The 13053-nt window shown below is 71.7% G+C and carries 10 protein-coding genes; 4 read left to right on the top strand and 6 right to left on the bottom strand.

Annotation, left to right across the window (positions count from 1 at the left end; genetic code table 11):
• The first annotated feature begins 5 nt into the window (after positions 1 to 5).
• A complete protein-coding gene (upp, locus tag ACFWHT_RS02860; RefSeq protein WP_378825276.1) occupies positions 6 to 638 on the top strand; it encodes a uracil phosphoribosyltransferase in 633 nt (210 codons plus the stop codon).
• Positions 639 to 669: 31 nt separating this feature from the next.
• On the opposite strand, the gene ACFWHT_RS02855 is transcribed toward upp, so the two are convergent.
• The 3 genes from ACFWHT_RS02855 to nadE all read right to left on the bottom strand — a co-directional run bounded on the left by ACFWHT_RS02855 (position 670) and on the right by nadE (position 5769).
• Entirely contained in the window at positions 670 to 4170 is a 3501-nt protein-coding gene (locus ACFWHT_RS02855; RefSeq protein WP_378825274.1) for a TM0106 family RecB-like putative nuclease, read from the bottom strand.
• Positions 4171 to 4255: 85 nt separating this feature from the next.
• Positions 4256 to 4966 carry a hypothetical protein gene (locus tag ACFWHT_RS02850; RefSeq protein ID WP_378825272.1) on the bottom strand — a complete coding sequence of 237 codons (711 nt, stop codon included), beginning with the start codon at positions 4964 to 4966 and terminating at the stop codon, positions 4256 to 4258.
• On the bottom strand, positions 4957 to 5769 hold the full coding sequence (gene nadE / locus ACFWHT_RS02845) for an ammonia-dependent NAD(+) synthetase (RefSeq protein ID WP_378827868.1): 813 nt from the start codon (positions 5767 to 5769) through the stop codon (positions 4957 to 4959). Before nadE ends, ACFWHT_RS02850 begins: the two co-directional genes overlap by 10 nt.
• A 56-nt stretch (positions 5770 to 5825) precedes the next feature.
• On the opposite strand from nadE, the gene ACFWHT_RS02840 reads away from it, so the two are divergent.
• Positions 5826 to 6383: a nucleoside phosphorylase gene (locus ACFWHT_RS02840; RefSeq protein WP_378825270.1), complete on the top strand. Its 558-nt coding sequence runs from the start codon at positions 5826 to 5828 to the stop codon at positions 6381 to 6383.
• A 50-nt stretch (positions 6384 to 6433) separates the two neighbouring features.
• Here the strand turns inward: ACFWHT_RS02840 and ACFWHT_RS02835 are convergent, their stop codons facing one another.
• The 3 genes from ACFWHT_RS02835 to ACFWHT_RS02825 all read right to left on the bottom strand — a co-directional run bounded on the left by ACFWHT_RS02835 (position 6434) and on the right by ACFWHT_RS02825 (position 11024).
• The gene (locus tag ACFWHT_RS02835) at positions 6434 to 9427 is read right to left on the bottom strand and encodes an AAA family ATPase (RefSeq protein ID WP_378825268.1); all 2994 of its coding nucleotides are present in this window, start codon (positions 9425 to 9427) and stop codon (positions 6434 to 6436) included.
• A complete protein-coding gene (locus tag ACFWHT_RS02830) occupies positions 9427 to 10581 on the bottom strand; it encodes an exonuclease SbcCD subunit D (RefSeq protein WP_378825266.1) in 1155 nt (384 codons plus the stop codon). Before ACFWHT_RS02830 ends, ACFWHT_RS02835 begins: the two co-directional genes overlap by 1 nt.
• 134 nt (positions 10582 to 10715) lie before the next feature.
• Entirely contained in the window at positions 10716 to 11024 is a 309-nt protein-coding gene (locus tag ACFWHT_RS02825; protein WP_378825265.1) for a GNAT family N-acetyltransferase, read from the bottom strand.
• 330 nt (positions 11025 to 11354) lie between these two features.
• On the opposite strand from ACFWHT_RS02825, the gene ACFWHT_RS02820 reads away from it, so the two are divergent.
• Together ACFWHT_RS02820 and ACFWHT_RS02815 are read left to right on the top strand one after the other, a co-directional pair.
• Entirely contained in the window at positions 11355 to 12047 is a 693-nt protein-coding gene (locus tag ACFWHT_RS02820; protein ID WP_378825264.1) for a winged helix-turn-helix domain-containing protein, read from the top strand.
• Positions 12048 to 12103: 56 nt separating this feature from the next.
• Positions 12104 to 13051, top strand: coding sequence for a DNA-3-methyladenine glycosylase family protein (locus ACFWHT_RS02815; protein ID WP_378825261.1), 948 nt, complete (start codon positions 12104 to 12106; stop codon positions 13049 to 13051).
• Positions 13052 to 13053 lie beyond the last annotated feature (2 nt).

Here is a 13053-nt window from a genome sequence, read left to right as displayed (position 1 = left end):
TATCCATGCGCGTTCATGTGGCCGATCACCCGCTCATCACTCACAAGCTCACGGTGCTGCGGGATGAGAGGACGCCGTCACCGGTCTTCCGTCAGCTGACCGAGGAGCTGGTGACGCTGCTCGCCTACGAGGCGACCCGCGGGGTGAAGGTCGCCCCGATCGAGATCCAGACGCCGGTCACGCGGACCATGGGAGTGAAGATCGCGGAGCCGCGCCCCATCGTCGTGCCGATTCTGCGTGCCGGCCTCGGGATGCTCGAGGGTCTGGTGAAGCTCATCCCCACCGCCGAGGTCGGTTTTCTGGGCATGGTGCGCGACGAGGAGACCTTCGAGCCGACCACGTACGCCGAGCGCCTTCCCGACGACCTCAGCGACCGGCAGTGCTTCGCCATCGACCCGATGCTCGCGACCGGCGGCTCGCTGGGCGCGGCCATCCAGTTCCTCTTCGATCGCGGCGCGAAGGACGTCACCGCGATCTGCCTGCTGGGCACCCCCGAGGGCGTCGCGGCGATCGAGGACCTCGTGGGCGACCGCGACGTCACCCTCGTTCTCGGTGCGCTGGATGAGCGCCTCGACGAGAAGGGCTACATCGTGCCCGGTCTCGGCGACGCCGGCGACCGCCTGTACGGCACCGTCTGAGTTCGACCGCCGCTGTCGGTCCGGCATCCGGTCAGTCGCGGTCGGCCCCGACCAGATGCGCGAAGGCGCTCAGGCGCGCGACGCCCTCCGGCGTCCAGGGCAGGTCGTCGAGCAGAGCCGGCGAGTGCACGAGGTAGGCGACGCTCTTGGCTCGCGAGATCGCGACGTTCAGACGGTTCTGCAGCAGCAGGAACTCCGGCCCGCGCGGGGCGTCCCGGCCACTGGAGGCCGCCAGGGATGTGATCGAGACGACCGCCTCCTTGCCCTGGAAGTTGTCCACCGTGCCGACGGCCACTTCCCCGAAGCCTGCGGCGGCGAGTTCGTCGTGGATGAGCTGCTTCTGGGCGTTGTAGGGCGCCACCACGATGATGTCCGACTGCTCGAGGGGCCGCTGCGCCGCGTCCTCCATCCCGTCCACGTACCCCCGCCCGACGAGGTCGCGCACGATGCTGACCACCTCGGCCGCCTCTTCGGGCGACTGCGTCGCATTGCCGCGGTGCCGCACCGGGACGACGTGCAGCCCCGGCTCTACGCGCTCGACGATGCGCCGCTCGGCCCCGGGAGCCGACGCCAGGCGTCCCGCGTAGGACAGCGCCGAGACGGGGGCTGCCACCTCGGGATGCATGCGCCAGGACTCGGCGAGGAAGTACCCGTACGCCGGATCGATGACCGAGTCCCCGTCCATCACCCAGCCCAGTGCCGATGTGTTCACCGGCTCGGGGTGCGTGCCCTGGCTCACCTGCGGCAGCTGCTGCGGGTCTCCGAGCAGCAGCAGGCGCTTGGCGCCTGCAGCGACCGCGATCGTCGAGGCCAGGGAGAACTGCCCGGCCTCGTCGATCACGAGCAGGTCGAGGCCCTTCCGGTCGACGCGTCGGATGTTGCTGAAGTCCCAGGCCGTGCCGCCGACCACGGCGCCGCCCTGGTCGTGCTCGGCGAGGAACGCGGCCATGCCGTCCTTGCGGATCACGGTGTAGGCCGCCGGGGCCTCCTCGTCCTTGGGCTTCTTCGCCACCTTCGATGGCGGAACCCCGTCGGCCACCACGCGCTGCAGCAGGTTCTCGACGATGGCATGTGACTGCGCGACCACGCCGATGCGATAGTTGTGCTCGTTCACCAGCCGCGCGATCACCTGCGAGCCGGTGTAGGTCTTGCCGGTGCCGGGTGGCCCCTGCACGGCGAGATAGCTGTCGTCGAGATCGAGGATGCCGCGCACGATCGCGTCGATCCGGTCGTCCCCCGCCTTCGGCAGCCCGGTGCCGGACACCGTGCGCGGGGCGATGCGACGCAGGATGTCGGTGGCCGCGTCGGCCGGGAAGCCCGGTGCCGCGTGGTGCACGGACGCCGCCCAGTCCTCGATCGCGCCCTGCTGGGTCGCCGCGTTCGGAGGCGCCGCCGGCGCCAGCGCGAGGGGGAGCTCATCCCAGGTCTGGCCTCCGACCGTGCGCTCGCGCACCAGGTACCCGTCGTCGAGCACTTCGACGACCTCGACCTCGTGCGGCACGTGGATCACTCGCGAGGGCCCCTGCGCGGCGAAGGGCGCTGGTGCGGCGTACAGCGCGAACGGGCGTGCTCCGGCACCGAGGGTGCTGCCCGGTGCGACCTCGCCGCGCAGCCTCAGCAGCCGGGTCTGCACCCGCTGTCCCTCGGCGACGCCCCAGTCCTCGACGGAAGCGCTGGATGCGGCATCCACGCGAAGCACGTCGCGGGTCGACTCCCAGATCGAGACCGGCTCACGCAGGCGCTGGAAATGCCCCTGCCAGAAGCTCTTGGCCTCGCGCGGGTGGTAGTCGATCGCCGCCGCGGCGACTCGGAACTCCTCGCCGCTACGGCCCTCGCGCTCGGCGTGCAGTGCTGCGGCCTGCAGCGCCAGCGAGAGCGGGGCCGGCTCATAGGCACGGGTCTCCGGATCGTCGGGAGGCGCCGGCAGCACGCCCTCCTGCTTCGCCAGCCCGATCAGCCAGTTGCGAAGGCGACGTGTGGAGACGCAGTCGTACCGGTTGTAGTCGGCCAGATCGTCGAGGATGGCCTGCGCCTCGGCATCCTGACCGGCATCCGCCAGTGCCCGCGCCTGTACGTACCGGACGATCGAGTCGTCGCCCTTCTGCACGTCGCTGGTGCGCACCTCATCGCCCATGTACAGCGGTTCGAGCTTCTTGATCGAGTAGGACCGCGAGCCGATCCGCACCGAGCGCAGCACGATGGGATACAGGTCGACGAACACGCCCTCGCGCAGCAGCCGGTCGACGTCGGCCTCGCCGACTCCGTGCCGGGCGGCCATCGCGGCCAGATGGGAGGTCTCGTACGGCGCGTAATGGTAGATGTGCAGATCGGGGTGCGTGTGCCTGCGCAGTCTGACGAACTCCAGGAAGTCGAGCAGCGCCTGCCTCTCGTCGGCGAAGGTGTGCGCCCACAGCGCGGAGTACTGCTCGTCGTTGTCGGTCCAGCCGAACAGGTAGTCGATACCCCACTGCGGCCTGGTGTTCGGCCCGCTCACCGGCTCGGTGTAGAGCGGGTCGCCCTCGAAGTCGAAGAACAGGTCGCCGCGGCTGGGGCGCGGCATCAGGCCGATCGCGTTCGGCGAGATCAGCTCGAACGGCGGGACATCGCCCGGTTCGAGTGCGACCCCGGCCTGCAGCCGCGCCTGAGCGCGGAGCCCGGCGAAGGTGTCGGAGTTCATGCCGTCCGGAGCGCGGGTCGCCGCGGCGAGATCGTCGACGGTCCGGATGCCCGCCGCGCGCAGGCGCTGGCGCTGCACGGGACGCATACGGGCGACCAGGAGCAGGTCCCGGTGCGCGAGGACCTGCTCCTCACAGGTCGCGCACCGGCCGCACGCCGAGATCTGCAGGTCTCCGCGGTCGTCGCCCCAGGCGAGCGGCGTTCCGGCCGCCCCCGCCTCGACGTCGCGGTCGGCGATCAGCGCACGCAGCCGCGCCCGGCGCACGTGGAAGAGCGGGAGCACGTCGGCGACGCGGTGCGTGCTGGTGGTTCCGTCGCCGAGGATCAGATCCACCTCGTCGGATCGCGGTATGCCCAGCCGATCGAGCTGATCGACATATGCCGCCAGCTGCATGAGCGCCGTGGCGCGGGCGGTGCGAGCGAGCTTGGAGTCCTGCACGCGCCAGCCGCCGTCCGCGTCGCGGAAGAGGAAGTCGGCGAAGCCGACGAACTCCGGGGTCGAGAACGCGGCCTGGAACACCACCCCGGCACCGGAGCGCAGGGCCCGCTCGGTCTCGCGCACTGCGCCGCCGAGCTCGTCGGCATCGGCGGAGGAGACCTTGGGCAGCACGACCACGCCGGGCCCGCCGTCGACCGATTCGCCGAGTTCGGCGATGTACCTGTCCAGCACTGCGACCTCGTGCACGTCGCCGAGCTTCGCGGCGCGGGCGAGCGTGGCATCCTCGGGCTCCTCGACCGCGGACACCCGACCGAGCTTGGCGTCCAGCGCGCGCGCCCAGGCGAACTCGCACTCCGCTGCGAGCTTCAGATCGCTCGCGCTCCAGACCACCCGATTCTCCGCCGTGACGACCCGCACGATGCCCCTCTCCCTTGCTCGCCTTCGACACTAACGGCCGGGTGGGACATCGCCTCCCCGCATCCCGCGCCGAACGCGTCCCGGCTCACCCGATGCGCGCAGCGACATCCCTGACGAGCCTCGCCCGCGCGAGCATCGCCTGCGGACGAGGGTCGTCGAGCGCGAAGAGGACCACCCGGTCGTCCCCGACGCTCAACGCCGCCAGGAGGTCCTCATGTGCCGCCGTCCGCTCGCGGACCGCGGGCATCCAGCTCGGCTCGGGTGACGCAGCGTCGCCCCACGACGGTGCGACCAGCAGCGGATCGACGGATGCCCCGATCGGCAGCCATGCCCTCACGGCACCCGTGCGCGCCGCGATGACCACCACCTCCCGCCGGCGAGGGTCGCGCCGCGAACCACCGGCGGCGCGAAGCACCCAGGTCTCGGCATGCACGACGGCACCGTCCACCTCGAAGCGGACACGCCCCCGAGCGGACTCCACGCGCCAGCCGCGCGGCAGCGCGAGCGCCACATCGCGCGCATCCGGCGCACCGTCGGGCTCCCGCACCGCGTCCGGTCTTGCCGCCGCCCACGCGTCGCGCACCGCGGCGACCCGGCGATGCCGCCCCTCCGCTCCGCGATGTCGCACCAGCAGCAGCCCGAGCGCCCCGCCGACGAGCACGACAGCGAGCACGACGATGAGCACCGCCGGGCCGGGAACGAGGGCGGCAGCGAGCGCGGCCGCCAGGATGGAGGCGACTCCGACGATCGGGACGACCCCCGCCGCGCCCGTCCAGGCCCGTCGGGTCAACGCCACCAGGTGTCCTGCGGCGTTACCGGGAGGTGACGCTTGTGCTGCGTGGCGATGTACTTCGACTCGATGAGCCGGGCCACCTCGGCCGGCACCGAGCGGCCCTCGAGGTAGTCGTCGATCTGCTCGTAGGTCAGGCCGAGCTCGTCTTCGTCCGGGCGCCCGGGCACGCCATCGAGCAGGTCGGCCGTCGGCACCTTCAGGTACAGGTGCTCGGGCGCGCCGAGGTGCTTGAGCAGTGTCCGTCCCTGCCGCTTGTCGAGTCCGGACAGCGGGGTCAGATCCGCAGCGCCGTCGCCGAACTTCGTGTAGAAGCCGGTGACCGCTTCGGCTGCGTGATCCGTGCCGATCACCAGCAGGCCGTCGTGGCCGCCGAGCGCGTATTGCGTGACCATCCGCAGGCGCGCCTTGATGTTGCCGCGGTTGAAGTCGCTGATGCTCTCGCCCACGCCCTCCTCGAGATCCTGCTGCAGCCCGTCCACGCCGTGCTGGATGTTGACCGTCAGGGAACGGTCCGCTCCGATGAACGCGATCGCGGCCTCGGCATCCGCGGCATCCGCCTGCACCCGGTACGGCAGCCGCACCGCGACGAACGTCGCCTCTCCCCCGCCTTCGCGCACCCGCTCCACGGCGAGCTGCGCGAGCCGCCCTGCCAGGGTGGAATCCTGCCCACCGGAGATGCCCAGCACGAACCCTCGCGCGCCGGTGGCTCGCAGATAGTCGGTCAGAAAGGCGATTCTCGCCTCGGCTTCGGCGGCGGGGTCGATCTCCGGCTTGACACCGAGCTCTTCGGCGATCTGCTGCTGCATGGTCACGGCGGCCTCCTTCGTCGGGACTACCAGTCTCCACCTGACAGGATGGATGCGTGAAACTTCTCGTCGCCGCCCTGGCCTCCGAGCTGCAGGCGTTCCCCGCAGAGCTCCCCGGCTTCGATCGCCTCGTCACCGGTCCCGGCAAGCTCATGGCGGCCCACGCGCTGACCCGTGCCCTGGATGCGAAGCGCTACGACGAGATCGTCGTCGTAGGCACGGCGGGTGCCGTCAGCGACGACATCGAGTCCGGCATCTACGAGGTGGGCGCCGCCATTCAGCACGATGTGCAGGACCTCGACGGTGTCATCGGCCAGCACGTCGGACTGCCCGCCCTCCTGCAGACCGGACGCGAGGGGGTCACGATCGCGACGGGCGACAGCTTCGTCGACGACGCGGATGCCGTGGCCCGGATCCGGTCGCTCGGCGGTGTGCTCGTCGACATGGAGACGTTCGCCCTCGTGTGGGTCGCGCAGCGGTTCGATGTGCCGATCCGCGTGCTGCGGGTGGTTTCCGACCGTGCGCAGGACGGCGCGACGCAGCTGTGGGACGACGTCGTCGCCGCATGCAGCGCTGAGCTGTGGGAGCACGTGCGGCGCGAGTACGGAGTCTGAGCGCCGCCGAAACGGGGTGAGGACACCGGCGGATCCGGGGCGGGTTCGCGTCAGCTCGCCGGCGCGTCGATGACACTCGGTCCGTCGGGGAGGGCGCGGACGGTCACCTGAGCGGGGATCTGCTCCTGCATGGCCTCGACGTGGCTGATCACCCCGACGGTGCGGCCGCCCTGACGCAGCTCGTCCAGGGTGCGCATGGCGGTCTCGAGCGTGTCGGAGTCGAGCGATCCGAAGCCCTCGTCGATGAAGAGGGTGTCGAGTCGGATGCCGCCGGCGCGCGCCGTGACCACCTCGGCGAGCCCCAGCGCGAGCGCGAGCGAGGACAGGAACGTCTCTCCTCCGGAGAGCGACTTCGCGGGCCGGGTCTGGCCGGTGAAGGCGTCGAAGACCACGATGCCGAGGCCGGATGCTGCCCCGCGTGCCGCCAGCGCGTCGGAGTGCCGCAGCTCGTAGCGCCCGTCGGACATGTCGCGCAGTCGCAGGTTGGCCGCGGCGACGATCTCCTCGAGCTCGGCGGCGAGCACGAAGGTCTCGAGGTTCATCCTGCGGGTGTTGCCCGAGCGCCCCGCCAGGGTGTCGGCGAGGTTGCGCAGCGTCTCGAACTCGGCGGTGTCCTCCGCCGAGGCCGAATGCTCGGATGCAGCGGCATCGACGACGGCGATGAGGCCGGACTGCACGCCGCGCGCACGGCTGTCGTCGTCGACGGCGCGCAGCCAGGAGGCGCGTGCGGTGGCGGCCGCCTCCTGTGCCGGCACGAGGTCGATCGGCTCCTCGGGAAGCGTGCGGAGCTCGAGGTCGAGCAGCAGGGCGCGCTCCTTCTCGCGTGCGATGCGATGTGCGGTGACGCGTTCGTCGAGTGCTTGGATCTCGGCGGCACTGACCAGGGCCTGCTCGGCCGCGGTGACGTCGTCGAACATGGAATCCTCGATGGCCCGGTCACGCTCATCCTGAGCCGCTCGCGCGCGAGCCGCAGCATCCGCATTCGCATCCATCGCATCTGCTGCCGCCGTCGCGGCGGTGATCTGCCGCTGAGCCTCCGAGACGCGGGCAGCGACGGTCTCGTGATCACCGCGGGCGCTGGCGATGAGCTGGTCGGCGTCCGCGATGCGCTGCTCGATGAGGGAGAGCGCGGTGCGGGCAGACTGGAGCGCCTCGGATGCCGCTGTGCGCCGTGCCTCGACATCCGCGGCATCCTGCTGCAGGGAGTCGAGCTCGGCCGTCAGCGCCTCAGCGCGCGCGGCCGCCGCGAGGGCCGCCTCGTGCTCGGTGCGGGTGCGCTCGAGCTCTGTGGCCGCCTGCTCGGCCGTGCGGCCGCCCGCCCGCTCGGTGGCCGCTGCCCGGGCGGCTGTCACGGCCGACAGGGCACGGGTCGCCTCCCTCTCGGCGTTCGCCGCGGCATCGCGGACCTTCTCCGCGGCTGCGATGTCGTCGGCCGTCACCGGATCGACGTGCTCGGCAGGTGAAGGATGCTCGACGGAACCGCACACGGCGCACGGCTCCCCCGCCACCAGAGCCTCGGCGAGCTCACCGGCGTAGCCGTCGAGCCTTCGTCTGCGCAGTGTGGAGAGCTCGGCCTGGGCGCGCGCGTGCGCGTCGCTCGCCTCGGATTCGGCGCGAGCGGCCTCGGCGATGTCAGCGGTGAGCCGCTCCACGTCGAGCACGCCGGCGGCGCGGGTCTCGGCCGCGGTGACGGCCTGTGCGGCTGCCTCGGCGAGAGCGCCCCGCGTGCGGGCCGCGTCACGCTCGACGTTCAGCTGCGCGACGCGCTCGGGAAGCGTCTCGCGCTCGACGTCGATCGCGGCCAAGGCGGCGGTCAGCCCGCTCTCGGTCTCGCGGGCCGTCGCGAGCTCCTTCCTGCGCTGGGGAGCGGATGCCTCGAGTGCGGCAGCCTGCTGCCAGGCACCGATCTCGCGCGTGCGGTCGGATGCCCAGGAACGGTAATGGGTGGTCGGGCCCTCCGCGTCGTCGCGCCGCTCGACGCCCGCATCCGTCGCCGCGTCCACGGCATCCGCCTCGGCCTGCGCCGCCCGCTGCGCGGCCGCCGATGTGCGCGCAGCCGTCGTGATCAGCCCGCGCAGCCCGTCGGCCGCGCGGGCGCGGTCCCGTCGGGTCGCCGCATCGGCGATCTCGTCGGCCTGTGCCTCCAACTCCGCGAGGGCCGCTCGCGCGCGGTCGCGGTCCGCCTGCCCCTGCCGCTGCTCCTTGAGCGCGACGAGCGCCACGTCTGCTTCTCCGAGAGCCTTCTCCGCCGCGGCACGCTCGGTTGCGGAGCGCTCCACCTGATAGTCGGCGCGTGTGATCGCTCGGCGGAGGCGTTCGATCCGAGCATCCGTCGTGCCGGGCGGGGCATCCGCATCCTCACCCCACAGCGCGGCCTCCGAGACCACCCGCTCGGCCTCCTCCAGTCGCGCGTCGACGGTCGCCCTGCGACCGGCGAGAGCCTGCTCGGCGGCACGGCGCCGTTCGTCGAAGCGCGCCTGGTAATCGGAGAACCGCTCGGTGCCGAACAGCCGCCGCAGCAGCGCCTGACGCTCCCGGCTGTCGGCGAGCAGAAAGTCGGCGAACCGATTCTGCGCGAGCAGGATCACCTGAAGGAACTGCTCCTGGCTCAGCTGCAGGATCTCCTCCAGCTCGTGCGCGACATCGACTACGCGCGCCGCGCGCCCGACCCACTCGCCCCCGACGAGCTCCTCCAGCAGTGCCGAGGGCTGCTGAGTCGTCATGCCGCCGCCGCGCTTGGCCGGGCGCTCATAGGCGGGAGAGCGGGTCACCCGATAGCGGCCGGAGACGGTGCTGAACTCGACGAGCGCCTCGGTGACGTCCTCCGGTTCGCAGTGATCGCTGCGCAGCCGCTTCTCGCCGCCGTCGTAGCGCGGCACACCGCCGTAGAGCCCGAAGCAGACGGCGTCCAGGATCGACGACTTGCCGGCGCCGGTTCGCCCGGCGATCAGGAAGATGCCGTCATCGGCGAAGGCGTCGAACTCGACCACCTGGCGTGCACGGAACGGGCCGAACCCCTCGACCTCGAGCCGGTGCAGCTGCATCAGACGAGCGCCTCGGCGCGCACCCGATCATCGAGCACCTCGCGGATCAGCTCCGCCTCGCGCTCGGTGGCGCCCTCGCCGCCGCGCACATGCTCGAGGAAGGCCTCGATCCGCTCCGGGTCGGTCACCGCAGTGCGCAGCCGCTGCGCGTAGGAACGGTCCTCAGCGGCATCCGCCCCGGACGGCTGGTGCTGCACCAGCGCGCAGAACGGGAAGCGCTCGCGCAGGCGGCGCATCGGCTCGTGCTGCGGAACCGCATCGGTGTAGACCGCGCACACCCAGTCGCCGACGTGCGCGCCGGCGTTCTCGTCGGAGAGGATCTCGTCGAGCGCGCCGATGAGCGTCACGAGTGCACGCGGCACCGGAAGCGCCAGCCACCGGGTGCTCGCCAGGCCGTCGGCGTCGAGGTCGACGAGCCAGGAACCGCGCTCCTTGTGCTGCTCGCCGAAGCTGTAGTGCAGCGGGGCGCCCGAGTAGCGCACCTGCTCCCCGAGCTGCTGACGGCCGTGGATGTGCCCCAGCGCGACGTAGTCGGGGCCGTCGAAGGATGCCAGCGGCACCACGTCGAGTCCACCCTGACGCACCTCTCGCTCGAGGCCTGCGGTCGGGTCCACGCCCGCGGCGAAGCAGTGCGCGACGGCGACCGAGCGCCCGCCGTTCCGCGCCATGCCCTCTCGGACCAGCCCCATGGCGTGGTGCATCACCTGCGCCTGCGTGCGCAGCACGGCATCCGGCCAGAGGCGGCGCACGATGGCCGGCTCCAGGTAGGGGATGCCGAAGAAATGCACCGGCCCGTGTTCGTCGCGCACGGTGACGGGCGCCGCGATCGCGAGCGGGTCGGTCAGGACATGGATCCCGTCGCGAAGCAGCCGCGAGTGGAAGCCGAGTCGCGCCGCGGAGTCGTGGTTGCCGCTGGTCATGATGACCGTCGCGCCGGTCTCGTGCAGTGCCAGCAGCGTCTCGTCGAGGAGGGTGTACGCGGATGCCGCAGGCGTGGCCGAGTCGAAGACGTCGCCCGCGACGATCACCACGTCGACGTCGTTCTCGCGCACCTGACCGACCAGCGCATCGAGCACCTCGGCCAGCGCCGCGAGCGTGGAGTGCCCGTGGAACGTGCGGCCGATGTGCCAGTCGGAGGTGTGCAGGATTCGCATGTGTCCACGGTAGGCAGACCCTCCGACATCGCGTTCGAGGCGTGCCGTGGTGCGGCCCGGCCCGACTGCTCATGTGGCGCGATCTGCAGCATCCGCCGCGGGGATGGCGCCGATTGCGCCACCTCGGCGCGAGCTCACCGCCGACGCAGCAGGTGCGCCTTGTCGGGATGCGCTTCGAACCAGTCGGCGACGTACCAGCAGACGGCGTCCACCGATCGATCTCCGGCGGCCTCGATGTCGGCGACCGCGCCGGCGACGACCTCGGCCGCGTACCCGTGCCCACGGAAGGCGGGGACCGTGTAGGCCCGGGTCATCGCGACGGTGCGTCCGTCGTCGCGGTAGTCGAGCACGCTCAGCAGCACGCCGTCGCGGGTGAGGGTGTAACGCGACGCGTCCTTCTCGTTGACGATCTCGGGTTCGGGGGCACGAGCTGTTGATGTCACCCCCACAACGTTACGTCGTGTTTCGCGGCGCGGATTGTCACGTTTTGACATAGCGGGTCACGATGGGAAATAATCAGCCCCATGACCACCAACGCACGCCCCTTGTCCGCCCAGGAGGCGAACGGGACTGCCGGGATGATGATGCCCGGTCGCGTTGGCATGTGTTGCCGAATGTGTTGCTAAGGCGCAACCACCCAGCCGACTCCTTCTCGATCTGAGGGGAGAGTCTCTGAGCGCCCACCCTTCGCGCTCATCTCCCACCGGCTCATCCCGGTCATTCGTGCAACGCATTCCGAGCCCGACGGCTCGCCTCCCTCAAGGACCATCATCATGCCGAACACCGCACTTCTCGAGCGTCCCGTCACCGCGCCCGTCCGCATCGTCTCCCCCGCCGACGCCGCCGTCGCCGACCTGCCCTCCATCCGCTCGCCGCGCGGCTTCGCCCTCTATGTCGGCATCGACGAGATCAAGGCCGCCGCCTCGGGCGTGAGCCTTCCGGTGCTGGTCGACGCCCTGCGACGCACTCTGGCCGAACTCGCCCCGAACGCCGAGACGCACGCCACCGTCGCCCTGGCCCCGCAGTCGGCCGGCGGTCGCGACCTCGACGTCGTGCGCCTCGCCCTGCACGAGCCCGGCGCGATCGCCCGCGCCAACGCCGCCGTCGAGGAGGAGCTGGACGAGGAGTCCGGCGTCGTCGTCGACATCTCCCGCAAGCGCGTGCTGCTCGACGGCGAATCCGCCGCCTTCACCTACAAGGAGTTCGAGCTGCTGCAGTACCTGGTGCTGCGCGAGGGCCGCACCATCGAGCGCAGCGAGCTCGTCTCGGCGCTGTGGCAGGCGTCCTCCGACGACGATGCCCCGGGCGAGCGCACGATCGACGTGCACGTGCGCCGCCTGCGGGCCAAGCTCGGCAGACACGAGGACATCGTGCGCACGGTGCGCGGGGTGGGCTACCGCTTCGACCGGCACGCCGACGTCGTCATCCGCTACGGTCACGGCACCCCCTCGCCCGACCGCTTCTGACCTGCCGCGGGCTCGCGAGAGCAGGGGATGTCAGCCGTCGCGCGTAGGGTTTCGGTATGACCTTGACGGATGCTGCGCCGCTCGCGCGCACGGCGGCGCGCGAGTGCGTGTACCGCCCCGCGCATCCGCTGGATCTGATGGCGACCGTGGGCATGCTGCGGCGCGGAGGGACCGACCCCGCGATGGTCATCGAGGGGGGTCGCATCTGGATGGCGTTCCGGACGGATGCCGGGATCGCGACGCTCTGCCTGCGGGCCGGCGGCGGCGGCGTGCGCGCGACGGCGTGGGGACCCGGCGCCGGCGAGGCACTCGACCAGGTGCCCGCACTGTGCGGCGCGGACGACGACCTCAGCGGGTTCGACGTGTCCTCGCATCCGATGCTCGCGGAGGTCGCCCGACGCAACCCGGGCATCCGGATGTCCCGCACGCGCCGCGTTTTCGACGCCCTGGCGTGCGCGATTCTCGAGCAGAAGGTCACCGCCATGCAGGCGTTCGGCGCCTGGCGCCACCTGGTCAGCCGTTACGGCGAGCGTGCTCCGGGGCCCACGCCGCGCCCGATGTCGGCCGCTCCCTCGTCCGAAGGCTGGCGCTCCATCCCGTCCTGGGCCTTCCACCGCGCCGCGGTCGAACCGTCACAGGCGCGGACGATCGCCCGGTCGGCCGTGCGCGGGCCGAGCATCGAGCGGGCCGTGCTGAGGGCATCCGACGGCGAAGCCCGCGATCGCGTGCTCACGAGCCTGCCCGGGATCGGCCCCTGGACCTCGGCTGAGACGCGCATCCGCGCTCTCGGCGATCCGGATGCCGTCAGCGTCGGCGACTTCCATCTCGCCCACGAGGTCGGCTACGCCCTCACGGGCCGCCGGACCGGCGACGAGGGGATGCTGGAGCTGCTCGCGCCGTGGGCCGGGCACCGCCAGCGCATCATCCGCCTGATCTTCGCCTCGGGTGTCGCCGAGCCGCGCCGTGGCCCGCGTCTGGCCCCCGAGGACCACCGGCGTCGCTGAGC

The organism is Microbacterium sp. NPDC058342 (genome assembly GCF_042723935.1).
Lineage (GTDB): Bacteria > Actinomycetota > Actinomycetes > Actinomycetales > Microbacteriaceae > Microbacterium.
This window is presented reverse-complemented; position numbering and strand designations above follow the sequence as displayed.